This is a genomic window from Taibaiella helva (assembly GCF_003545695.1).
Classification (GTDB): domain Bacteria; phylum Bacteroidota; class Bacteroidia; order Chitinophagales; family Chitinophagaceae; genus Taibaiella; species Taibaiella helva.
The window spans coordinates 437,321-461,659 of record NZ_QUZZ01000003.1 but is presented as its reverse complement, the minus strand read 5'-3'; the positions used below and the strand labels follow the sequence as shown (position 1 = coordinate 461,659).

Annotated in this window: 20 protein-coding genes and 1 tRNA gene; 13 read left to right on the top strand and 8 right to left on the bottom strand. The window is 52.0% G+C overall.

Features of this window, described 5'->3' with window-relative positions; genetic code table 11:
• Positions 1-50: 50 nt before the first annotated feature.
• From DZC79_RS07260 to DZC79_RS07240, 5 genes are all read left to right on the top strand, one after another.
• Entirely contained in the window at positions 51-725 is a 675-nt protein-coding gene (locus DZC79_RS07260) for a hypothetical protein (protein ID WP_118950885.1), read from the top strand.
• Complete coding sequence (locus DZC79_RS07255) at positions 726-1,025, top strand: winged helix-turn-helix domain-containing protein (protein ID WP_118950884.1); 300 nt, start codon at positions 726-728, stop codon at positions 1,023-1,025. It abuts the gene before it with no gap.
• A gap of 87 nt (positions 1,026-1,112) precedes the next feature.
• Entirely contained in the window at positions 1,113-1,439 is a 327-nt protein-coding gene (locus tag DZC79_RS07250; protein WP_118950883.1) for a hypothetical protein, read from the top strand.
• A 223-nt stretch (positions 1,440-1,662) separates the two neighbouring features.
• Positions 1,663-2,142 (top strand): Coq4 family protein, encoded by a 480-nt coding sequence (locus DZC79_RS07245; RefSeq protein ID WP_118950882.1) that lies wholly within the window; start codon positions 1,663-1,665, stop codon positions 2,140-2,142.
• 127 nt (positions 2,143-2,269) lie between these two features.
• Entirely contained in the window at positions 2,270-2,620 is a 351-nt protein-coding gene (locus tag DZC79_RS07240; RefSeq protein WP_118950881.1) for a diacylglycerol kinase family protein, read from the top strand.
• A 6-nt stretch (positions 2,621-2,626) separates the two neighbouring features.
• On the opposite strand, the gene DZC79_RS07235 is transcribed toward DZC79_RS07240, so the two are convergent.
• Genes DZC79_RS07235 through DZC79_RS07225 form a run of 3 tightly spaced genes read right to left on the bottom strand, consistent with a single transcriptional unit; the run spans position 2,627 to position 5,574 of the window.
• On the bottom strand, positions 2,627-3,583 hold the full coding sequence (locus DZC79_RS07235; RefSeq protein ID WP_232831782.1) for a phosphatase PAP2 family protein: 957 nt from the start codon (positions 3,581-3,583) through the stop codon (positions 2,627-2,629).
• Positions 3,583-4,209 carry a sterol desaturase family protein gene (locus DZC79_RS07230; protein ID WP_118950879.1) on the bottom strand — a complete coding sequence of 209 codons (627 nt, stop codon included), beginning with the start codon at positions 4,207-4,209 and terminating at the stop codon, positions 3,583-3,585. The genes DZC79_RS07235 and DZC79_RS07230 overlap by 1 nt, the downstream gene beginning before the upstream one ends.
• A gap of 39 nt (positions 4,210-4,248) precedes the next feature.
• Positions 4,249-5,574, bottom strand: a complete 1,326-nt coding sequence (locus DZC79_RS07225) for a DUF4833 domain-containing protein (RefSeq protein ID WP_118950878.1) — start codon at positions 5,572-5,574, stop codon at positions 4,249-4,251.
• 303 nt (positions 5,575-5,877) lie between these two features.
• On the opposite strand from DZC79_RS07225, the gene DZC79_RS07220 reads away from it, so the two are divergent.
• The 3 genes from DZC79_RS07220 (at position 5,878) to DZC79_RS07210 (ending at position 11,626) form a co-directional block, all read left to right on the top strand.
• Positions 5,878-7,260 carry a DUF58 domain-containing protein gene (locus DZC79_RS07220; RefSeq protein WP_118950877.1) on the top strand — a complete coding sequence of 461 codons (1,383 nt, stop codon included), beginning with the start codon at positions 5,878-5,880 and terminating at the stop codon, positions 7,258-7,260.
• Between the two features lie 210 nt (positions 7,261-7,470).
• Positions 7,471-9,516 carry a GEVED domain-containing protein gene (locus DZC79_RS07215; RefSeq protein WP_118950876.1) on the top strand — a complete coding sequence of 682 codons (2,046 nt, stop codon included), beginning with the start codon at positions 7,471-7,473 and terminating at the stop codon, positions 9,514-9,516.
• A 130-nt stretch (positions 9,517-9,646) separates the two neighbouring features.
• Positions 9,647-11,626, top strand: a complete 1,980-nt coding sequence (locus tag DZC79_RS07210) for a GEVED domain-containing protein (protein WP_118950875.1) — start codon at positions 9,647-9,649, stop codon at positions 11,624-11,626.
• 164 nt (positions 11,627-11,790) lie between these two features.
• Here DZC79_RS07210 and odhB read toward each other — a convergent pair whose 3' ends face one another.
• On the bottom strand, positions 11,791-13,011 hold the full coding sequence (odhB, locus tag DZC79_RS07205) for a 2-oxoglutarate dehydrogenase complex dihydrolipoyllysine-residue succinyltransferase (protein ID WP_118950874.1): 1,221 nt from the start codon (positions 13,009-13,011) through the stop codon (positions 11,791-11,793).
• Positions 13,012-13,305: 294 nt separating this feature from the next.
• Between odhB and DZC79_RS07200 the strand changes: the two genes are divergently transcribed.
• The 3 genes from DZC79_RS07200 (at position 13,306) to nusG (ending at position 14,271) form a co-directional block, all read left to right on the top strand.
• Positions 13,306-13,376, top strand: a tRNA-Trp gene (locus DZC79_RS07200).
• A 71-nt stretch (positions 13,377-13,447) separates the two neighbouring features.
• Positions 13,448-13,648 (top strand): preprotein translocase subunit SecE, encoded by a 201-nt coding sequence (secE, locus tag DZC79_RS07195; RefSeq protein WP_118950873.1) that lies wholly within the window; start codon positions 13,448-13,450, stop codon positions 13,646-13,648.
• A 47-nt stretch (positions 13,649-13,695) separates the two neighbouring features.
• Entirely contained in the window at positions 13,696-14,271 is a 576-nt protein-coding gene (nusG, locus tag DZC79_RS07190) for a transcription termination/antitermination protein NusG (protein ID WP_118950872.1), read from the top strand.
• A gap of 646 nt (positions 14,272-14,917) precedes the next feature.
• On the opposite strand, the gene DZC79_RS07185 is transcribed toward nusG, so the two are convergent.
• The 3 genes from DZC79_RS07185 to DZC79_RS07175 all read right to left on the bottom strand — a co-directional run bounded on the left by DZC79_RS07185 (position 14,918) and on the right by DZC79_RS07175 (position 18,064).
• Entirely contained in the window at positions 14,918-17,203 is a 2,286-nt protein-coding gene (locus DZC79_RS07185; protein WP_118950871.1) for a TonB-dependent receptor, read from the bottom strand.
• Positions 17,203-17,556 carry a heavy-metal-associated domain-containing protein gene (locus DZC79_RS07180; protein ID WP_118950870.1) on the bottom strand — a complete coding sequence of 118 codons (354 nt, stop codon included), beginning with the start codon at positions 17,554-17,556 and terminating at the stop codon, positions 17,203-17,205. The genes DZC79_RS07185 and DZC79_RS07180 overlap by 1 nt, the downstream gene beginning before the upstream one ends.
• 79 nt (positions 17,557-17,635) lie before the next feature.
• Complete coding sequence (locus tag DZC79_RS07175) at positions 17,636-18,064, bottom strand: HYC_CC_PP family protein (RefSeq protein ID WP_118950869.1); 429 nt, start codon at positions 18,062-18,064, stop codon at positions 17,636-17,638.
• Positions 18,065-18,227: 163 nt separating this feature from the next.
• Between DZC79_RS07175 and DZC79_RS07170 the strand changes: the two genes are divergently transcribed.
• The gene (locus tag DZC79_RS07170) at positions 18,228-19,559 is read left to right on the top strand and encodes a serine hydrolase domain-containing protein (RefSeq protein ID WP_118950868.1); all 1,332 of its coding nucleotides are present in this window, start codon (positions 18,228-18,230) and stop codon (positions 19,557-19,559) included.
• Positions 19,560-19,688: 129 nt separating this feature from the next.
• Here DZC79_RS07170 and DZC79_RS07165 read toward each other — a convergent pair whose 3' ends face one another.
• Positions 19,689-21,023, bottom strand: a complete 1,335-nt coding sequence (locus DZC79_RS07165; protein ID WP_118950867.1) for an MATE family efflux transporter — start codon at positions 21,021-21,023, stop codon at positions 19,689-19,691.
• A gap of 308 nt (positions 21,024-21,331) precedes the next feature.
• Here DZC79_RS07165 and DZC79_RS07160 point away from each other — a divergent pair, with 308 nt between their 5' ends.
• Positions 21,332-24,295 (top strand): TonB-dependent receptor, encoded by a 2,964-nt coding sequence (locus DZC79_RS07160; protein WP_118950866.1) that lies wholly within the window; start codon positions 21,332-21,334, stop codon positions 24,293-24,295.
• The last annotated feature ends 44 nt before the right edge of the window (positions 24,296-24,339 follow it).

Sequence of the window (24,339 nt, the reverse complement as noted above, 5' to 3'; positions counted from 1 at the left end):
AGTTGTTTGTTAAAAAAATATCGACTTACTTTGTTTTTCAAAGTGCTTTTATGAACACGGAAGAAAAAGACAATTCGCTGGAAACCCTGCAACAGATCCGCAGTATTATGGAACGTTCGGCACGCTTTCTCTCGCTTAGCGGCTGGAGCGGCGTATGGGCGGGCACAGTGGCTCTTGCCGGCGCCGCAATAGCCTTTGGGTGGCTAGAAAAATCCCATGGTTTTACTTACTATTATGGCTCATTTGAGGCTGAGCTTTCTGCTGCTGGCGCTATTGAAAATTATCTTGAAGATTTCAGAAGCTATATGCTGCAGTTCCTCGTTCTTGCTATCAGCACCTTTACTGTAGCCTTTATCGGTGGCTTCTATTTCACCTACAGAAAGAATAAGCAGACCGAGGTAAAAATGTGGAATGCAGTTTCCCGTAAAATGGTGATCAACCTGGCTATTCCGCTAGTCGCCGGAGCTATTGTTACTTTAGCTTTTGCTTATCGTGGCGATTGGATCTACATTTCACCCGCCTGCCTGATCTTCTATGGTCTGGCGCTTATCAATGGCAGCAAGTATACCGTTTCGGATATTAAATACCTGGGTTTAACGGAAGTGATCCTGGGCTGCATCGGATTATTTCTTTCACCGGGATATGGGCTTTATCTTTGGGCTCTCGGCTTTGGCGTGCTGCACATTGTCTATGGCATTATCATGTGGCGCAAATATGATCAGTAAATGAGGAAAGAACTCGAACAGCTCAACAAGGTTTTCGACAGCCGTATCCGGATCGGCATCATGAGCGCCCTAATGGTGAATGAAGACATCAACTTCAACGACCTCAAGGCGCTGATCGATGCTACCGACGGTAACCTGGCTACCCACCTGAAAACCCTGGAGGAGCACAAGTATATTAAAGTGGAAAAAGGATTTATCGGGCGTAAGACCAATACCGTCTATTCCATTACCCGCGCCGGCGAGAAGGCTTTCCGCCAGCACCTCGACGCGCTCGAAAAGATCATCAAAAGCGTTAACTAAAGGCTGCGCAAGCCGGGCGCTCAACGCCGCCGGCAAAAAGCGCAGCTCTTATTTTATCTATTTACTTTGAAAAACAAAGTACTTTTAATGAAACAAGAATGGGCATACCCGATCATTGTCGCTGCAGCCTGCTACCTGCAGTTTGTGCTTGCCGGCATCAACCTGCTGAACCAAAGTATGGGCGGTAAAGGTGCTTGGGTGTTATTGACAGGCATACCGGTCAGCGCAAGTTGCGGCCTGCTGTTCCGGCTGCTGCAAAAAGGACGGCGATGGATGCGGCAGCACCGGCCGGGCGATTGGGCTGTCCTTTCTGCAGTAGGAACTGTCTTAGCGATCTTCTTCGGCATTGCTGCTTGTATCATTACACTGATCGTATTGGCAGCCGGTTCAGCAATGGGAGACCTTAAGTTCTAACAGGCCCACAGGCCAGCTCTTTTATACTATGATCTACAAAACATTCCTGATAAAAGCAAGATGGACAACAGCTACGATGATTGCTATCGGCTGCTTCCTCCTGTTTACAGTTGCGGTCATTACAGCTTGCCTGCGGTAGCTGGATGTACGCTGAGCAACCGGCAATACAAGCATTCCGAAGCCCTGACTATTCATTTCTCTCCCTCAAAAAAATGTCACTATTATGAAAATACAACTCAGTTCCCTGCGCAAACGGCTCCTGGTCTACCTTGCACATGAGGTCGCCCTGCCCTATTTCAAGCTTGTCCGTAGGGGCTACCGCTTTCCCTATTCGCTAAAGCAATTGCAAAAGCTACCTGATGGCACGGTAGGCAAAGCGCTGTATTCCTTTTTTGAAGACAATGATCTTCACCTGCTGCCTCATTACGAGAAGCACGACATCAAGCATGTGGTGCTGGGTTATCCGCCTACGGAAGAAGGAGAGGTATGCCTGCAATGCTTTATGCTGGCTAACGGTCGTATTACCGCCCCTGTGCTGTTCAGCGTAGCGGTGGGCCTGCTCCTTATGCCCGAGAAATGGGGTGTTTTCCGGCGGGCCTGGATCAGGGGCCGCAGCACGCCCTCGCTGAACCGGCTGAACTGGTTCAGCTTAGTACAGCAACCCATTGAGGCGGTACGTAACCGGATCCGGCTGGCCGCCTGAGCTTAGTATTACACCTGTTCTTTTTTCTACCCAAGCCCCTGCCCTATGCCGGTTGCCCTGCAGCTTATGCGTTGCGGGGCCAACCTTTTGGCAGCAGAATTGTCGCCTTTTGTAAAGGAAATTGCTTATGAGAAAGGAACTATCGCGGCTGGGGAAAAGCTTTCGTTACGCTTTTCAAGGCTTGTATACCTTAATCCGTTCGGAGCGCAATATGCAGCTGCATGCTCTGGCGACCGTGGTGGTGCTGTGCGCCGGCAGCATACGCGGCTTAAGCCCGCTTCGCTGGGCCTTGCTCCTGTTAGCTATAGGTGTTGTGTGGCTCACCGAAGCGCTTAACACCGCACTGGAACGGCTGGCTAATGCGGTGAGCAAAGCGCATCATCCGCTGATCGGGCAGGCTAAAGATATCGGTGCTGCAGCGGTACTGATCGCAGCGGTGCTGGCTGCAGCGATCGGCATCCTGGTATTCCTTTGCTGATATGCCTCAGGCTACCTGCTGGTAATAACCGTCCATAAATTTCTTAAAGCCGCGGGTTCTCAACAGTACACTGCGGAAAAGGGTGATCCCTATGATCGCGCACAGGATACCGACCAGCACATCCAGCAGGTAATGGTGATCGGTATAGAGGGCCGCAAACCAGGTACCCAGGCAAACGATGGTAAGGAATATTTTCCAGCCCAGGGCTACATTCTTCCTGAACGCATAATAAACCGAGAGCAATGCATAGGCGGTATGCAGGGAAGGCATCGCCGCAAATACATTGGAGCTTTTGGCGTAGAGACCGTGGAAGATCTGCACGCCAAAGAAATGATCGAAGCCTGCCAGTCCGGCAATATTACCGGGTGTGGCCGGATTGAAGGCGAGGCCATGCTCGTGGATATACCATGGCGGCGCCGCCGGGTAGCCATAATAGCCGATAAAGCCTACGAAATTGGTAAGCAGGAAAGTGAGACAGAATTCGATAGCTGCCCGCCGGTTCTTAAAAAACAGGTAGCCGGCAAAAGAAATGGGTACCGGCATCCAGCAAAGGTAGAAGAAGCCGTTGAGCACATCGAGAAAGGTGTTGCGGTTCTGGGTCCAGAATTCGTTAATGGTGTGCAGGCTACCCTGGTAGCTGAAGCCAAAGTACTTTTTTTCCAGGGCATACAGATCCCCGATATGCACTGTATTGAACCGGTAATTGGGAAAGGCCTTCATATAATCGAAGATCACCCAGAAAACGATAAAAGGCATCAGGGTAAGGACGAAGTTGCGTGTCTTCTTGGAAAGCGTATACAGGAGGAAGAACACACCCGATATAAAGATCTGCTCGGGACGGAAACCGATCAGGAAAAAGGAAAGGATCAGATACGCGACGCTGATACCTCCCGCAAGCAGCAGCCGCCGGTGCACGGGCATGGGACTGATACGGGAAACATTCGTTATGGTTGTTGAACTCATTAGTTTTTCTTCTTCGGGAAGCCGGAATTCAGCACTTTATCCCACAGTTCTGAACTCACGCCAAAGCCTTTGCTCGCGTCGGAGTAGTGATGCAGCATATGGTGCTTCTTGATCTTTTTCCAGAATTCACCTTTAAAATTGAAATGGTGCAGCGCGTAGTGCATAGTATCGTAAATGATGTAGCCTACCACAAACGCGGAAAAGAAGGGATAGAGGTATACAGGCGGCATCAGCGCGCGTAAAGCAAAATACACGCCAAATGCCAGGGGAATGCTTACGGAAGGCGGCATAACCAGCCTTTTCATGTCGTTGGGGTAGTCGTGGTGTACGCCATGGAATATAAAGTGCAGGCGCAGCGCCCATTTGGCCTTGGGTACATAATGGAAGATCCAGCGGTGCAGCACATATTCGAACAGGGTCCAGGAAAGCAGGCCGGCAGCAAACATACCCAGGAAAGTCAGCACAGGGGTATGCGCTACAAACAACCCCAGGTAGGCAAATACCAGCACCACCGGTACATACAGGATCATGGGCACCGTCCAGTGAACCTTTGAAAAGGTTTCCAGGAAGTTGCTTTTGAACATGCGTATGGATTCGGTAGAGTTGGAAACGTAATTCTTTTTCATTGTCTTTTTTTTTCTGATCAGGCCTTTGCCGGTATGCCGCTACTGCTTCGGGGGCTTCCACTTCGGGTTGATCCTTTTGATCACTTCCTTTCCGCTCGCGACTTCCGTCCCTTTGAACTCCACGTATTTTACATTGGGCGCCCAAAAGGTGCCACCCGGATCGATACGGATATACAACCTTTTCAGCACAACCATTTTGCCGTCCAGCTCCACGTAAGTGTGGTAGATACCGGCAGTGGATTTCATCAGGTAAAAAGGAATTTTGTCGTAAGCGGCGAAGAGGAGCTTGAATTTTTCATCCGCGATCTTCACCGTTTTAACACCATAGGCAAATTTACGCTGAATATATGATAATTCCTTTGTGCCGCCACCCTCCGTATATCTTATCCAGTACACATGAATGGGATTGTCTTCGTTCAGCTCGCCGTTCTTCATGTTCAGCTCGTACATGATTGTATTGGTATTGGGGGTACGCTGTACGTAGAACTGGGTCTTGGCATTGAACTTAGGTACCGGAAAAGTATCGACCGCTTCGGTAAAGGTTGCACGGCCGTCGTCGATACGCGGGGGATGCGCCATCGCCGGCGCGGCAAATAAAGTAGCACCCAGCAGGAGCACGGCGGCTATATTGGTGGTGGAAACTTTTTTCGCTTTTTCTGCATCGATCTTATCCAGTGCTTTTTTGGCATCGATAAGACGCTTGAACGCAGTGATATTGGTTAAAACAGCCATTATTGCTATGGGGATTGTAAAGATGCTCATTAATTCAAACACATGAAAACGGATACCAGGAATAAATACTTTGCCGTCGCCCTCTACAAATGCGGCTGCGACACCGGTGGTGATCGCCGACAGGGCGATCAGGATCACGCGCTCGGGCCTTTGCATCAACCCGCCCTTGTTCTCAATACCGAGCCCTTCGCTGCGGGCCCTGGTATAGCTCACCATCATCGAGCCGATCATGGCGATAAAGGCAAACAAAGAGCTTAAAAAATAGTGATGGGAGATAAGATAGTAACAGATACCGAGGAACAGGATCAGCTCGCTGTAACGGTCCAGCACCGAATCGTACAGGGCGCCGAAAGTAGAGGACATCTTGCCCAAACGCGCCACCTGGCCATCCAGCATGTCGAAAAGGCCTGCAAACAGGATCAGACCACCGGCCCAGCCGACATAACCCAGCTCGCCGCGGTTCCCCTTTTCTGCGCCGATGATGAAGATCACCGCCACCCCTATGTTCAGCAACAACCCTATTGTTGTTACCGCATTGGGCGTCAGCCCCAGCCGGATCAGAAAACGCACAAAAGGATTAATAATCTTATAAATGCCCTTTTGCGCCCTTTCCCTGAAAGAAACATCACTCATACACCAGATAATTGTCACTGTTTTCAGATGCAAAATTAACCAATTTCAGAAATTAAACAAACGTTTAATTAAACTTTCTTTGGCCGCATTCGCCGGTTGCGGTTGGGCTTAAGCCCGAAACGCGGGCAAAGGTCGTAATTGTTGGCGTAAATCCCGACCAAAAATATTATTGAGAATATTTATACCTCTACAAAAAGAGCTGTATAGGGGAAAGGGTATCTGTACACAGCGCATTTTTGCCGCCACGGAGCGGCAAGAAATGAGTGTGGGGGCTATTCATTTAATCCGTAACTTTCCCGGCAAATGATACAGTGGAAAAACCTCAGGACGCGTCTGCGTTATTATGGGCAATATTTTCCGTTAACCCTTAATGCCTTCGTTGTCGCAATAGCCTTGTGGCTATGCTTTAAGATCGTGAAGCCTGCAGAACCGGTAAAAGGCGAGGATATTTCCTCCTTCAAGCCGTTGATCCTCCTGATGGGTAAAACGGCGCTATGGTTCGTGGTAGCGCTCATCGGCTTTTCCGTCCTCACTACATTTCTCTGCTGGCTGCATTACCTGTGGCTACGCCGTCGTCACCGTTACCAGCTGGAATTTGAATTCAGACCTGCGGAAAAGAACAAGGGTCTGTGGATAGAAACCCTGTTGCGCAAAGCCCGGCGTCCCTTCCTGGGCTTTATTAAAGGCCGGCTTTTTTATGATGACCGCCACATGACCGATAAGTTCCCTCTGGCTTCCAACAAACGTAAGGCGCAGCAATTCTGGCGCGAAGGTGTGGCCGGCAAAAGCAGGATACTGCTGCCCGACATTAAAGAATATGCCATCAATGGCGGCGCGGTGTACTTTGAAGATATGCTGCAGCTCTTTTCCCTTCCCGTCATCCAGAAGGTCAAAGGACATTTTTACCAGGCGCCCGACCAGGTACAGCTGCATGAGAAAGAAGCCTTGCCCCGCAAAACCGAGCAGACCGATACCCGTATCGACCAGCTGAGGAAGGTCGAGGGAGAATACCTGAATTATAAAGGCTTTGAAGGCGGCGATGATGTGCGCCGCATTGTGTGGAAAGTATATGCCAAGAGCCGGGAGCTGGTGGTTAGGGTGCCTGAGATCTTTGATCCTTACGCCTCTCATGTTTATTTCTATGCCAGCTTCCATACCTCTATCAGAAGCGGGCAACGTCACAACGACTTTGCTGCCGAGATGCTGAACTATTATAAGGAGCGGGTATGGACTGCCTATGAGACCCTTACCGGCAGGGAATGGGAAGTCAGATTCATTCCCGATCAGCAATTGCAGGTGCCTGAGCAGCTCAATGGCGCTGCCTTCGTGCAAAGAGTGATCAGTAACAGCGCCTGGCACAGGGACCGCGAGCTCACCGGCTACTTCGAGCCGCGCTATGGCTCTGTCCTCTGTATTTCTTCCTTCAACGACCCTGCGGAAGTGGCACAGCTGCTGGATCAATGCAGCGCCGAAACGGTTGTGTATTACGTCAAGCTCTCCGACACCTTCCGCACTTTCCTTCCCTGGACCTGGCTTAAACGATTGTTCCTACTGACACCCGAAGACCGGCTGAAGCGTATCCGGGGGCGCTGGCTGCTCAGCCCGCTCCGCGTGCAGCTGATCCGCCGGGAAAAGGAGATCGAGCGGGCCTTGCAAAACAGCAACGTTACGGTAGGTAATATCTAAGCCCTGTCCTTTTAGCGGAGTTCCGGCTGCTTAATGCTCCAACCCGTCCCATCGCCCCGGATATAAATGTTCCGGCGCCTGCAGAAAGAGGCAGTGTAAATTAAATTATGATTTTTCATTAGGTAATTGTATCTTGGGAAATGGCCTTTCTTCAGCCATGATGCCCCATAAACCAATTCCGGTTTTTTAGTAACCAAAAAAACGTGAAAGATGATGACCAAACCATTTACACTGAACACTCCTATCAACCATTTATCCAGGAAAACTTTATTCAGGAAAACCTCCGGCAGTATAGGCCATGCCCTTCAGGCCTTGCTCATCCTGGCTATCCTGCTGAATCTTCCGCGCAGTGCTTCAGCCCAAACCTATTGCGCCGCTACGAGCAATACCAATACCGGCATCTATTATATCGCCAGCGTAACCACTACCGGCGGCTCAACGAACATCAATAACACCGGCACCACTGCTTCGGTGAACGGCTATGCCGACTACACCGCTATGGTGGTTACGGCAATTGCCGGCAACAGCTTCACGCTGACATCCAACTCCGATGCCCTGTTTACCTACAAATGGGCAGTATGGATCGACTGGAACCACGATGGCGACTTCGACGATCCCGGGGAGACGGTATATACGCTTTTATCGAGCACCGGTGTGTCGACCATTACCACATCGGTTACGATTCCGGCCACGGCCACTACCGGCAATACCAGGATGAGAATACGCATACTGAGAGACTGGGCTACCGATCCCTTGCTGCCCTGCACCAACGGCCTTTATGGCGAAATAGAAGATTATACTGTCAATGTGATGTCGGCTTCCTGCAGCGGCACCCCGACACCTGGCACAACCAATGCGGCCGCAACTTCCGTTGCCTGCAACGCCACCACTACCCTCAGCCTCACCGGCAATTCCGGCGGGCCCACCATCAGCTACCAATGGCAATACAATACCAGCGGCACCTGGGTCAATTTCGGTACCAACGCCGCCACCCAGACCACACCACCCATTACCCAGACCACCCAGTTCCGTTGCCGGCTTACCTGTACCAATCCCGGCGGCAGCAACAGCAATTCGGCACCGGTAACGGTAGGCATAAATGCTATCGGGGTCAACCTGGGCAACGATACAACCATTTGCCCCGGCATTAGCTATACCTTTAATGCCGGTAATCCCGGCGCTACCTATGCCTGGAACACCGGCGCCACCACACAGACGATCAATGTCGCCACCCCGGGTACCTACTCTGTGGCCGTGACCCTGCCCAGCGGCTGCAGCGGCTCCGATGCCATTACCATCACGCCGGGTATCGTTCCCGTCAACGTGCTCCCGGCCACCACCAATCTCTGCAGCGGTGAAACCGCCACGCTGAATGCCGGCAATGCCGGCAGCGCCTTCAGCTGGACACCGGGCAGCGCCACTACGCAAAGTATCAACGTTACCACTGCCGGCACCTATACCGCACAGATCAAAAGCGTAAACGGCTGTGTGATCAGTAGCAGCACCAATGTGGTGATCCGCCCGCTGCCCGTACCTTCCCTCGGCAACGATACGGCGATCTGCAAAGGCGATGCCATTACCCTCGATGCCGCCAATCCCGGCTACAGCTACGACTGGAGTACCGGTGCGACTACCCAAACCATTTCGGCCGCCGACTCCGGCGCCTATACAGTTACCATAACCACACCGTATGCCTGCGTGGCTGCCGACAGTATGCATATCGCCTACCTGCCCTCCCCTGTGGTAGAAGGATTCAACTTCGTTCCTCTCTTCTATGAAGACCTGGGCAAGGTGAGATTTGCCCCCCTGAACCCAACTAATGTATATGCCTATGAATGGGATTTCGGCGATGGTAGCGAGCATAGCACAGACACGATGCCATTACATATTTATGCAGCCACCGGCTTTTACAATGTTACACTTAAAGTATTCAACGGCTGCGGCGACTTCTCCATCAGCCAGACCATCAATGTCGACCTTGCCACGGGTATCGCCACCCTTAATGCCGGCCGGGCCGATGTAATGCTTTATCCGAATCCTTCAAAAAGCCGGGTGACGATCGACAACAGGAGCAGCAATATCCGTATGGAGCGCGTAGCAGTGTTCAACACGCTGGGCGCAATGGTCTGTGATCAAAAGGCCGACGGAGATCGGCAACATCAGCTGACCGTATCCGGACTGGCAGCCGGCATCTATACCGTCCGTATCCTTACGGACAAGGGCTTTGTTGTCCGTAAACTGGAAAAGATCAGGTAATTTTTTAATAGCGGCTTACGCCAAAAGCGGCCCCTTAAGGGGTCGCTTTTTTGTTTCGTCAAATAAATACTACATAATAATGTAGGTCAAAAATTTAATTGTATATTTACAGTTCACCTATTCCTTCGCAATGAAAAAATCTTTATCATTCCAGTTTTCACCGCATCTTTTACTCCTGCTTCTGTTCTTAGCGGCCTCCGCTCCGGGCCGTGCGCAATATTGTGTCCCTACGGGCGCCATCGACTGCACCGATGATGACCGCGCCACCAATGTTACCTTTGCCGGCATAAATCACAATCCCAGCTGTAATGCCACCACAGGCTACAATGACTACACCGCCAGCGTAACACCGGGCGATGTGGTCCAGGGCAGCAGCTACCCCATATCGGTAAGTGTGGGTACCACGAGCGATTATGCTGCGGTATGGATCGACTACAACCAGAACAATACTTTTGATGCCAGCGAATTCACCATACTGAACGGCGGCAGTTCTTCCACGACAGCGGGGCAGGCCATGACCGGCACCATTTCCATACCGGCCGGCGCGCTCTCGGGCACCACCCGCATGCGTGTAAGGGTCCGTTTTTCTACGGCGATCACCGGCGCCGATGCCTGCTTCATGTCAGGGCTCTACGGCGAAGTCACCGATTACAACGTCATTATCGGATCCCTGACCTGTAGCGGTACGCCAACACCGGGCACTACCAACGCTGCCGCCACTGCTGTGGCCTGCAATGCCACCACTACTCTCAGCCTCACCGGCAATACTTCGGGTCCCACCATCAGCTACCAATGGCAATACAATACCAGCGGCACCTGGGTCAACTTCGGTACCAACGCCGCCACCCAGACCACACCACCCATTACCCAGAGCACCCAGTTCCGTTGCCGTGTGACCTGCACCAGCACAGGCGGCGGAACGGCAGACGCTACCCCCGTAAGTGTGAGCGTCAATTCCATAGCGGTTAACCTGGGCAACGACACGACCATTTGCCCAGGTGTCACCTATACACTGGATGCCGGTAATCCCGGCGCTACCTACGCCTGGAACACCGGGGCAGCAACCAAAACGATCAATGTCAATGCTGCAGGTACCTACTCTGTGGCCGTGACCCTGCCCAGCGGCTGCAGCGGCTCCGATGCCATTACCATCACGCCGGGTATCGTTCCCGTCAACGTGCTCCCGGCCACCACCAATCTCTGCAGCGGTGAAACCGCCACGCTGAATGCCGGCAATGCCGGCAGCGCCTTCAGCTGGACACCGGGCAGCGCCACTACGCAAAGTATCAACGTTACCACTGCCGGCACCTATACCGCACAGATCAAAAGCGTGAACGGTTGCGTGATCAGCAGCAGCACCAATGTGGTGATCCGCCCGCTGCCCGTACCTTCCCTCGGCAACGATACGGCGATCTGCAGGGGCGATGCCATTACCCTCGACGCCGCCAACCCCGGCTACAGCTACGACTGGAGTACCGGTGCGACCACCCAAACCATTTCGGCCGCCGACTCCGGCACCTATACAGTTACCATAACCACACCGTATGCCTGCGTGGCTGCCGACAGTATGCATATCGCCTACCTGCCCTCTCCTCTCGTGGAAGGCTTCAATTTCATTCCTTTATTTTACGAAGACCTGGGCAAGGTAAGGTTCTCGCCCCTGAACCCGACTAATGTATATGCGTACGAATGGGATTTCGGCGACAACAGTCCGGGGAGCACAGACGTCAACCCGCTGCATGTGTACGCGGCCAGCGGTTACTACAATGTTACGCTTAAAGTATTCAACGGCTGCGGCGACTTCTCCATCAGCCAGACCATCAATGTCGATCTGACCACGGGGATCGTTCTCCTCAATACCAGCCAGGCCGATATGATACTGTATCCCAATCCTTCGAGAGACCAGGTAACAATCGGCAACAGGAGCCAAGACCTCCGTATGGAACAGGTAACGGTATTCAATGTGCTGGGCGCGGTGGTGTACGATCGCAAGGCCGATGGCGGCGGGCAGCACAAGCTGGCCGTATCCGGGCTGGCTGCCGGCGTATACACGGTGCGGGTCCGCACGGATAAAGGCTTCGTCGTCCGGAAGTTTGAAGTGCTGCATTAAATAATTAACAAGCCCCTCTCTACCCATAGCAGCCCTGTAGCATCTACCCTGTCAACGGGCTGCACACCACAAAACCGGAAACAACTCCAATTCTGTACCAAACAAAAAAGCGTTGCTCCTACCGGGGCAACGCTTCATGCTTATAAATCGTGTTCAACGCAGTGTTACAGTTCCAGCAAAGCTTTTACGGGATCTTTCCCGATGAGCAACAGCTCGGGGCTTTCCAGCAGCTCCTTCACCCTTACCAGGAACCCTACGGATTCGCGGCCATCAATAATACGGTGGTCGTAGCTGAGGGCCACATACATCATAGGGCGGATCTCTACTTTACCATTGATCGCCATAGGACGGTCCTGGATCTTGTGCATGCCCAGGATAGCCGACTGTGGGATATTGATGATAGGCGTGCTCATGAGGGAGCCGAACACGCCGCCGTTGGTGATGGTAAAGGTACCGCCGGTCATCTCTTCGATGGTCAGCTTGTTATCGCGGGCTTTGCCGGCCAGCTCCATCACTTTTTGCTCAATCTCGAACATGCCCAGGCTCTCGGCATTACGGATCACCGGCACCACAAGGCCTTTGGGGGCCGATACGGCGATAGAGATATCGCAGTATTCGTGGTAGATAATGGATTCACCGTCGATATAGGCATTCACGGCAGGCCATTCCTGCAGGGCGATGCAGCAGGCCTTGGTAAAGAAGGACATAAAGCCCAGGTTGACGCCGTGTGTTTCTTTGAATTTATCTTTATATACCTTCCTGATCTCCATGATGCGGGTCATATCAATCTCGTTGAAGGTGGTCAGCATTGCCGTTGTGTTCTTCGCTTCCACCAGGCGGCGGGAAACTGTCTTACGCAGATTGCTCATCTTCTCGGGACGGTTCTCGCGGCTGAACAGCGGCTTGCCCGGAGTTCGGCCGGGATTTTCCAGCGCGGCCAGCACGTCATGCTTCATGATACGGCCATTAGCGCCTGTTCCTTTCACGGTATCGGGCTTCACTTGTTTGTCGGCCATGATCGCATTCGCTACAGGAGAAGCCTTTACAGAAGGATCGGCAGCAGGCTGGGCTGCGGCGGCAGGCGCTTCCTGCCTGGGGGCTTCTGCTTTCTTTTCTTCCGCTTTGGGAGCGGCAGCTGCTGCGGGCCTTTCGGCAGTTTCATCGATCTTGCAGGCAATGTCGCCGATATTGAGGGTATCTCCTTCTTTGGCAACGGTTTGCAGTATGCCTGCCTGCTCAGCGTTCAGCTCGAACGTAGCTTTCTCTGATTCCAGCTCGCAGATGATCTCATCGCGCTCTACCCAATCGCCGTCATTTTTGATCCATTTTACAAGGGTTACTTCGCTGATGGATTCGCCAACGGGGGGCACTTTTATTTCAATCATGGAATGAAAAATATGATTAGCTAATTTTGTATCTCTCCAGAAAAAGAGCATTTTCTATCGGGCTGCTAAATTAGGAAACCACCTTCACTTCACAAAAGTTATTGCAAAATAGCTGCTCGGGACCAGGAATCTATTGAGCTTTGTCATGATACCGGCGGTTAAGTATTCCCATTGCCCTGCAATCACAGATCAAAAATTTTTTTCCCGTTTTGAAAAAGTTCTTTATCTTTGCGGACCAATTGCAAAAGTCAAAAGGCACTCTTTTGACTTTTTGTTTTGAGTTCTTTCCAATACACGGGTATGGTGCAACGGTAGCATACGGGTCTCCAAAACCTTTGATCTGGGTTCGAATCCTAGTACCCGTGCAAATTTTTTGATGCAAAAATTGATTTTAATTGTTAAATTTGATTTTTGCATTTTTAATTTACAACATTTTATGAGCAAATTCGGAACCTATATACAGGAATCTTACGACGAGCTGGTCCATAAGGTAAGCTGGCCTTCCTGGAGTGAATTGCAGCAAACCACCCTTATTGTTCTGGTTTCCCTGGCGATCATCACCCTGCTGGTGCTGGGTATGGACGCTGCCTCCAAATTCGTATTGAAAGACCTGATCTACAACATGGCGGGCAAATAAGCCGCCGGTAGCTATTCCAACCGGACCTAAGCAATTAAATTACAAAAATGAGTGACCTAAATACGCCTCAGACTGTCGAGCAGGAAACCAAATGGTACGTGCTCCGCATTGTGAGCGGAAAAGAAAGAAAGGTAAAAGAGCACCTGGACAAAGAGGTGAAGATTAACGGATGGGGTAACGTCATCCTGCAAATCCTTTGCCCTGTGGAAAAGGTATTCAAAGTGCAGAACGGCAAAAAGGTGCTGCGTGAAAAGACCCTGTTTCCCGGCTACATTATGCTGGAAGCAGTAGAAGGGAAACTGAACGATACCATGATCCAGGGCATCACCGGCGTTACCAGCGTGATCCACTTCCTGGGCAAGGAGCATCCCATCGCACTGCGCAAAAGCGAAGTGAACAAGATGTTCGGCAAGCTGGATGAAGTATCTGAGCAGGGTATCGGCTATGCAGAGCCTTACATCGTAGGCGAGACCATCAAAATCATCGACGGTCCGTTCAACGATTTCAACGGCACTATTGAAGAGGTGAATGAAGAGAAAAAGAAGCTGAAGATTGTGGTAAAGATCTTCGGACGCGCTACTCCGGTAGAGCTGAATTACTCGCAGGTAGAAAAGATCGCTTAATTTATTCTTACAAATAGAAAGCCAGGTTGTTATTTCAACCTGGCTTTTTTGTGTTCCCTGGTTTCTCAAAACGGACATTGGATCTGCAAGCCCTTCCCGATCCTATAGGAAAGGCTTGCAGATGATTCTATAGCTATCCACGCTATAGGGCTCCGTAGGAGCCGAATGTTTGTAGTACCAGCATGAACAAACATAAACTTGCTCCGTAGGAGCAAAACCAGGGTTGCATGTATCCAGCCGCCGTTCAGGCCGTTGCACGTCCCGACCGACCTGGCCGTGCAGGAGAGCACAAGCTCACCCATAAGTGCAGAAGCGTTCCATCCTCTGGGTAGTGTTCCGGATTTCATCAGGGCATACTTAAATTGCATCTCCCAACTTTTTCGCTTGATCCGACATGGCCTCCAATGCGCCCTGCTTCCGCTTAAAACAATCGCAGCGCTGAGCATGGATGCCGTAGGCTTTCAGCAGCCTGCTCGTACCGGGTATCTATGTGCGCATCACTTATACCGATCAGTCAACCGAAGCACGGAAAGTCAGCATCCATTAGCATGAAGACAACCGGAACGATCGCTTCATTTAGTTAAACAGGAAAGAGCCAGGCGTTGCCCGGCTCTTCTTTATTGATGAGCATCATACTATCGCTGGCCTAAAGCTTGTAGCGTAATCCCGCATAGATGCTCCGGCCCATGCCCGGCCCCCAGATAACGGAGCCGTCGAAGTTATGCCCGAAAGGATTATCAGCACCGGTGATCAGGTCGTGCTGCATGTAACCGGTCAGGTTCTCCCCGCCCAGGTACACTTCTATATTTCCCTCCTTCCAGCTTTTGCTGACCTGCGCATTCATTTGCACAAAGGAAGGAGAATCGCCGCCGGCCACTACGCCATGATCGTCGCTATACCGCTGTGGCAGGCGTTTCGGACCGATCCACTGTATCGTGTAGTCAAACTTCCAGCTGTTCTTCGTTTCATAGCCCAGGTTGAGAAAAGCCCTGTGCGCGGCAACCAGGGGCTTCAGCTTCTGTTCGCCGCTGTATGTGCTGCGTACATTGTAATAGCGGTAGGCCAACCGTACATCCAGCTTACGGAGCGGTTCGTAATCGAGCTGCGCCTGAAAGCTGTGGGCAAAAGAGCGCCCGTCCAGGTTGTAGAAGCGCACCTCACCCGGCTTTTCAATATCCACCACAACCTGGTTGGTAAAGTCGGTGTAGTAATAGTCCGTGCTGAAAGAGCCGTCGCGGTAGTTGAGCATGAACTTCTGCGTAAAGTTGACGCCCATGTTCCAGGCGACTTCAGGGTTCAGTCCATAAGGCTTGTCCGTAGCATTGCCCGATAGAACATAGTTTCTGCTGCTGGCCATATAGCCCAGGTTCTCGGCAAAGATATTGGCTGTACGCTGCGCGCGGCCTACCGATGCACGGAACACGCTATTGTCGGCCGGTGCATAGCGCACATGCAGCCGGGGTGTCACGAAAGCGCCGAAAAGATTGTGATAATCGGCGCGCAGCCCGGCCACCAGGTTGAACCGGGTGAGGTAGCTGTAGCTGTATTCCACAAAAGCGCCCGGCACATATTCCCGGCGGCTGTAGGGCGTTCCGGCAAAGTTTTCTTTATAGTTGTCGGCCACAAAGCTGGCGCCGCCTTTGATAATATGGTTCGTATTGCTAATGATCGTCTGGTAGATGTAGTTGGCATAAAAGCTCTCCTGGCGGCCCTTATAGCTCCTGCCGCCATAGGTGCTCTGCTGATCGTGGTAGACACCGGACAGCTGCAGCCCCATACTTTTCCATACTTTTTCGGAAAATACCTTCCCGATCTTCGCCCAGCCTTCGACCCGTTGGATCTTTTGCCGGTAGCCCCAGGGATTACCTTCTACCTGTTCCATCCCTTTTTCATAGCGCTCCTGCCCTCCGGTGTTATCGAGGTAGACGCCTTTGACGCCGCCCTGGATCTCGAAGCCCGATTTATCGAAGAAGAACCAGCGGTTGGAGCCCACGAAGGTCTGGCCCAGGGGCTGATCCAGAAAACCGTCGCCGTTCTGATCTACCTTGGCCCAGTCGCTGCGGCCATGCAGCAGCAGGTTGGTGCTCAGACTTTCGCCCAGGCGCTTGCTCAGCACCAGGTTACCTTCGGTGCGGCCCTGAGAGTTCTGGTAACCATTCAGGTATAAAGTCGGCTCTTTATCGGCAAAAGGCTTGCGCCACTCCACGTTGATCTGTCCCGTGGTTCCCTCGTAACCATTCACGACGCTGCCGGCGCCTTTGCTCAGCTGCATGCTTTCCACCCAGGCGCCGGGAGTAAAGGTAAGGCCGGTGATTGCCGCCAATCCCCGGATATCCGGTATATTCTCACGGGTAAAGGAAGTGTAGCTGCCCGCCAGGCCCAGCATCTGGATCTGCTTATAGCCGCTCACTGCATCGGTAAAACCGACATCGACCGAAGGCGTTGTCTCAAAGCTTTCGCTCAGGTTACAGCAGGCCGCTTTCATCAGCTCGCGCGAGCCGATCTTCTCCACTTTCGCCGTGCTCAGCAGGCTGATCTCCGTACTTTTTTTCCGGCTTTCGATCTTCACTTCGCCCAGGGTTTTTGCCGGCACCAGCCGCAAAGCGCCTCCCGCAGCCAGCCCGGCAGCAGGTAAGGTATCATTTTCAAAACCGACATAGCTGACCACGATCCGGCTTACAGTATCGGGCAGCTCCAGCTCGAAATGCCCTCCTGCATCAGATACGGTAGCATGAGTAGTATATAAAGCACGGATCGCCGCGCCGGGTAAGGCTTCCTTACCCTGTTCGTCGTATACTGTTCCGGACAATTGCCTGAAGGAAGCATCCTGCGCCGATGCATCCGAAGGCATAAGCCATAGTCCGGAAAGAACGCTGCATAATGCCTGGCGCAAAGTCCTGTGCCAGGCCCTTATCGTTATACCTGCCTTCATTAATGATCGGCAGCAGTTTCTTCTTTATAGGCGCAGCATTCAGGAAGATTGTTGTAATCCTTTTCGGAGGCTTTCACTTCCCCGGCATCATGGCCGGCCTTGGCGATGCTCTCCTCGATCTGGTGCAGAGAGGTTTTGGAAGCGCGGTAAGTGATGGTAAGCTCTTTGGTATTTTTATCCCATTCGGCGCGCTTAACGCCGGGAATATAGGCTGCGTTTTCAATGCGCTTTTTGCATTGGCCGCAGGTGCCGCTTACTTTGATCTTTTCGGTGGTTATATCTTTTTTCTCCTGGGCAGCAGCAAAGCTGAAGGAGGCGATAAGAAGGGCAAAAATGCCGAGGATACGTTTCATTTTTTTTGAAATTACGGGTTGAATAATAGTTGCTGTAAAAAAGAAGGGGAATGCCTTGTCTCAGGACAGGCACAGCAACTCAGCCGTAATAAGTGAAACGGGAATGCAGCTTATACAGGGGAATATCCTGCCATCGGCCGGGCGGGGCTTTGGCGCGGTAGGCGATTACAGGCCTTACCAGCGGCCGATCTTCAAAAACCTGCGCCGGCCATCCGGGCAGCAGAGCCACCTGCAAAGCAGATAGTTGCAGGAAGACACCCTGGGTCGTATTCTGGTCCTGGGCAATCTTTAAGGTAACCGTCTTGTCCTTGCAGCAATCATCATCGTCCGCCACCACAGCTTTACCGGGCCGGGCCGATGCTTTGGGACCACAACAGCAGGAAGCTTCTTTCGCTTCATTAACCGAGAACGAAGCCAATTCCTGTCCGCAGAAATGGAACTGCACCATCGCGCCGGACACGGCAACGAGATACAGGATCAGCAGCGGTATGGCAATCAGCTTCTTCATCGGATGCAGCAAAGCTACGGATTATCTTCATACTGCATGTTAACGGGCCGCAAAAGCAGAATTTTACAGCATTGATACCTTATTCCCGGCAGCTGGTGTAAAAAATGCCGGTGATCATCACAGCAGGGCAGCGGGTCTTCGTGCCGTTCTCTATCTTTATGGCATGAAGAAGACCCACAGACCAATAATCGCCATCGCAGCCACGCTGTTGCTGCATTCCCTATCTTATGCGCAATCCTTCAACCAGGCTAAAATGGACAGTCTTTTCAGTGCGCTGGAAAGCAAGGATAAAGCTATGGGCAGCATCTGCATCCGCCAGAACGGAAAAGAAATTTACCGGCGCAGCATGGGCTATAGCTTCGCAGATCTGCAGAAGAAAGCCGGAGCCAGCACCAAATACCGCATCGGCTCCATTACCAAAATGTTTACGGCAACCATGGTATTGCAGCTGGCCGAAGAGAAAAAAATCGACCTTGCTGCGCCACTCGCGCGCTACTTCTCCCGGGTACCCAATGCTGCAAAGATCACGATACGCCAGATGCTGCAGCACCACAGCGGCATTCACAATTTTACCGACGATGAAGCGTACCAGGGCTATATGCAGCAGACAAAGTCTGAAGCGGAAATGCTGGACATCATCGTCAAGGGCGGCAGCGACTTCGAACCTGGCACCAAAGGAGCATACAGCAATGCCAATTATGTGCTCCTGGGTTATATCGTAGAAAAAGTAACGAAGAAACCTTATGCCAAGGCGTTACAGGAGAGGGTATGCAGCAAAGCCGGCCTGAAAAACACTTATATGGGCGGCAAGGCTGAGGCTGCTAAAGACGAAAGCCGTTCATATGAATACAGGAATGGCTGGCAGCTGATGCCGGAAACGGACATGAGCATCCCGGGCGGCGCCGGTGGCATCGTATCCACGCCCGGCGATCTCGGCCTGTTTATCGAGGCTTTGTTTGCAGGCAAGCTGATTTCCATCGCCAGCCTGGAGCTGATGAAAACGATGCAGGATGATTACGGCCTGGGTATGTTCGTCTTTCCCTTCGATGATAAGAGAGCATATGGCCACAACGGAGGTATCGACGGCTTCAGCTCCCTGCTCGGCTATATCCCGGCAGACAAGCTGGCTTTTGCCTATTGCGGCAATGGCAGCAGTAGCTTCAGCACCAACGACATTGCAATAGGCGCGCTCAGCATTCTTTACAATAAACCTTACGTCATTCCGGCCTTCAATACCATAACGGTTAGCACCGAACAGCTGGACCGCTATACCGGCACCTATTCCAGCAAGCAGCTTCCGCTCAAGATCACGATCAGCAAAGAAGGCGCTACCCTGGTTGCGCAGGCTACCGGGCAAAGCGCTTTCCCGCTGGAAGCTACTGCAACAGATCAATTCCGGTTTGACGCTGCCGGCATTGTGCTGGAATTCAAACCCGATCAGAAAGAAATGACCCTCAAGCAGGGCGGTGGGACCTTTTTGTTTACCCGGGAGTAAGGGAAGTCAAGTTTTAAAACTTGACTTCTCTTAGGGAGAAGGCTGGCCATCAGCCTACCGGTCACCCGCTACCCAATAAGTAATCGGTATAACCGGCGTTTTTACATCTATAAAAAAGAAGTCGAGTTTTTAGAAACTTGACTTCTTCGCCGTCATCCGCAAAAAGCGCAGCGACAGGAAAAGTGCTGACAGTGTAAGACCGGTGATAAAGCCCAGCCATATGCCGGAAGCACCCATCTTAAAAGTGAAGGCCAGCAGGCAGCCGACCGGGATACCCACTACCCAATAGGCTACAGCGATCAGTATCGTAGGTGTTTTCACATCCTTAATGCCCCGCAGCAGGCCGGCAGCTATCGCCTGGGTGCTGTCGGATATCTGGAAGATGGCGGCAAACAGCAACAGCATAGCGGCCATTTCCACCACTACCTGCTCGTCATTAAAGGCAAAGGGCAATACATTCCGTAAAGAAATAAAGCTGATTGCGCAGAAAAGACCATACAGCAAAGCCATGATAAGGGTGCTCTTGCCGATGGCATTGATGTGTACCCAGCTGTTACGGCCGAAGGCATTGCTGGTACGGATAGAACCGCCCTGCGCCAGGCCCATCGATACCATAAAGGTAAAGGAAGCGCATACCAGCGCAATCTGGTGCGCAGCCTGCGCTACCGGGCTGATGGTACCGATAAGGATGCCCGATACCGCGAAGGCGCCGGCTTCCATACCGACCTGCAGGCTGCTGGGAATACCGATATGCAGCAGCTCCCGGATGGTTTTCCATTTCAGCTTCCACTGGTTGCCCCTTACGGCGATATAGCGACGAAACGTTTTATGCGTCAGGATAACGGCGCCCATAACGAGGAAGATCAGCGTACGGGTAATAAGCGTGCCCCAGCCCGCGCCGACCAGCTCCAGCCGGGGCGCGCCCAGGTTGCCGAAGATGAGCAGCCAGTTGATAAATACATTGACCGGCAGCGCCAGTACGGAGAGCAGCATCGCCGTGCGGGTAAATTCCAGGCCGTCGGTAAATTGTTTCAGGGCCATGAAAAGGATCATGGGAATTACCGACCAGCCCATCAGCTGCAGGAAAGGCACAGCCAGCCGGGCTACCTCCTCGTCCTGTCCCAGGTGAAAAAGCACATTTTTACCCAGCTCCAGCCCCAGGGAAATGAGCAGCGCAGACGCCGCGCACAGCCAGAAGCCGTTGTACAGGTAATGGGAAACCTGCTGACTATCCCGACGCCCATGGGCCATAGACACCATCTGCGATACGGCTATCGTAATACCGATACCGATCACGAAAGGAATATTGAGCACGCTCATCACCAGGGCAGCTGCGGCCAGCTCTTTATAGCCGACACGGCCCACCATAGCACTGTCGATAATGTGGAGCGCCATTTGCGCCAGCTCACCGAATATGATGGGCAGCGCCAGTCTGATCGTTTTACCTGCTTCTTCGCGTAACATAACCTATTGCTATAATTAAGGGCCAAATAATGCGGGGGAGGAAAGCCAAACCGCGGCAAAGCTGCCGGTCGGTTACCTTTTGAAAAAAGGGCTGCAAATATAGTAAAGCGTGGCGGCACTACCTTCTATTGCGATCAAAGGCGGCTTACTTTTTGTTTTATTTATCAATAGTTTATTCCTATTTGTCGTGAAAAGGAAAATTAAGTAGCTGTTTACATACGAATAACGAAAATTCGCCGCAATTATCTCTTCGTAAAGCTTAAACTAACTGATATTTGCCAAGTCAAAAAGCCTTCAAAACACAACTCATGCATTGCCGCCCCTTACTGCTTATTCTCCTTCTGGCGCTTTTTGCCGCACCCGCACAGGCACAGAACGGACACACGATCTCCGGGATCGTCAAGGACAATGTAAACGAGACGCTCATCGGCGCTTCTGTATCGCTTAAAAACAGTAAAGATTCTACGGTAGCCGGGACCTCGGTAGACCTCGACGGGCATTTTGCTATCAGCGATATTCCTGCAGGTCCTTACCGGCTGACGGTCTCCTACCTGGGTTACGAGGATTATAATAAAGAAGTAAATGTGCTGGATGCTGAAGTGAATCTCGGCATTATTAAAATGTCGGTATCCCAATCGACAAAGCTCAACGAGGTCAAGATTGTAGAGCGGGTACCGCCGGTGCAGCAAAAGGAAGACACGACGCAGTTCAATGCCGGCTCTTATAAAGTCAATCCCGATGCCACGGCAGAAGACCTGGTCCGTAAAATGCCGGGTATGGACCTGAGCAGCGGTAAACCACAGGCTCAAGGCGAACAGGTAGCCAAAGTGCTGGTCGATGGCAAGCCTTTCTTCGGCGACGACCCCACCTCTTCGCTCAAGAACCTGCCGGCCGAGGTGATCGATAAAATACAGGTGTACGACGAAAAAAGCGACCAGTCGCAGTTTACCGGCTTCGACGATGGCAATACCTCCAAAACGATCAATATCATTACCAAATCCAACCGCCGCCAGGGCGTTTTTGGCAAGGTATATGCCGGTGGCGGCAGCGATGGCGTGACCGATAACGATGCCAGCCGGGACTTCAAGTATAACGCGGGCGGTAACATCAACTTCTTCGAAGGTAACCGCAGGATCAGCCTGATCGGGCAGACCAATAATGTCAACATCCAGAACTTCTCCTCCCAGGACCTGCTGGGCATTTCAGGAGGCAGCGGCGGACGTGGCTTCGGCGGCGGCGGTGGTATGGGCCGCGGTGGCAGCGGCGGTGGCGGCATGATGGGCGGCGGCAACAACGCTTTCAGCGTAGGCACCCAGAACGGCATTTCCAAAACCAATGCTATCGGTCTCAACTATTCCGACAAATGGGGCAAGAAGATCGATGTGACCGCCAGCTATTTCTTCAACAACAGCAACAACACTACCACCCAAGACATTGAACGCAGCAATTATGTGCTGCCCGAAATGCAGGGCCTCACCTATCATGAGAACAACACCTCGAATACGATAAACAACAACCACCGCTTCAATATGCGGTTCAACTATACAATAGATTCTTCCAACTCCATACTCTTTGTTCCGTCTTTATCCTTCCAGAGCAACAACAGCAATTCGTTCCAGGACATCAGGACACTCAACAGCAACTCCGATGTGCTCAATTCATCCAACAATACTTATAACAGCGATCTTTCCGGCTATAACATGAATGGCTTGTTCCTGTACCGGCATAAATTCAAAAAGAGAGGACGGACCCTCTCGCTCTTTGCCAACGGAGGATACAACCGCAGCGACGGCAACAGTTCTTTATATGCACCCGTGACCAGCAGCGATTCCAGCTATGTGCTCAATCAAAACGCGAACTTCCTGAAAAACGGCTGGAACATCAACTCCAACGTAAACTATACCGAACCCCTGTCCCGCAAGAGCTTCCTGCAAGTACAGTATGGTTTAAATTATCAGCAAAGCAAATCGGATAAACGCACCTATAATTTCTCCGATATTACCCAGGCCTATACTGATCCGGATACCCTGCTGAGCAATACCTTCAATACCGATTACCTGACCCACAGGGGCGGCCTCACCTATCGCTACTCCGACTCCTCGTTTAATTTCAATGTTGGTGTCGATTTCCAGAATGCCAACCTGGACAACGAACGGATATTGCCCTACAGTAACAATTTACAGCGCAGCTTCAATACCATCATGCCTTCGGCCCGGTTTCAATACAATTTCGACAAGAAAAAGAACTTGCGCCTGTTTTACCGCACCTCGACCACAGCTCCCTCCGTCGACCAGCTGCAGGATGTAATCAACAACAGCAATCCGCTGCAGCAATCTTCCGGTAATCCCGACCTGGTGCAGAGCTACCAGCATACGCTAATGGCGCGCTACAGCGCGACCAACACCAAAGCCGGCAGCACGTTCTTTGCTATGCTTGCCGGTACGGCCACACAAAATTATATCGCCAACAGCACTACCATCGCCAGCACTCCCATGCAGCTGGACAACGGGGTAGTACTACGTGTAGGCGATCAGTTTACCCGCCCGGTTAACATGAGCGGCTATTATAACCTGCGCAGCTTCGTTACCTATGGCTTGCCCGTAACCGCGCTGAAATCCAACCTGAACGTGAATGCCAGCGCCACCTACACCCGTACGCCCGGCCTCGTGAATGAGCAAAAGAACTACGCCAACAATACCGGCCTGGGACTGGGACTGGTGATCAGCAGCAACATCAGCGAGAAAATAGACTTTACCCTGTCGAGCAACAGCAATTACAATATCGTCAACAATACCCTGCTTACCGCTTCGAACAACCGCTTCTTCAACCAGGCCAGCCGGCTCTCCATCAACTATATCTTCTGGAAAGGGATCGTGTTCAACACCGAGCTGAACCACCAGTACTATACCGGGCTGTCACAGGGCTTCAACCAGAACTTCCTGCTGTGGAACATGAGCCTGGCCAAAAAGCTGTTCAGGAAACAGCAGGGCGAGATCAAGCTGTCGGTATATGATCTGCTGAAGCAGAATAACAGCATTGTACCCACCGTAACGGAAACCTATACACAATATACCCAGACCAATGTGCTGCGCCAGTATTTCATGCTGACCTTCACCTACAACCTGCGTTTCTTTAAAGGCGGCGCCTCTATGAAGGACGTAGAGAACAGCAATCGTGGCCGCCGCGGCGACTTCCAGGGGCCAGGCCCCGGCATGATGGACGGACCGCCCCCGGGCGTCCCCATGATGCCCCCTCCGGGCGGTATGCACTAAGTGCTGAAAACATCTGCGAACATAAAAAGAGGCTGTCTCCTGTT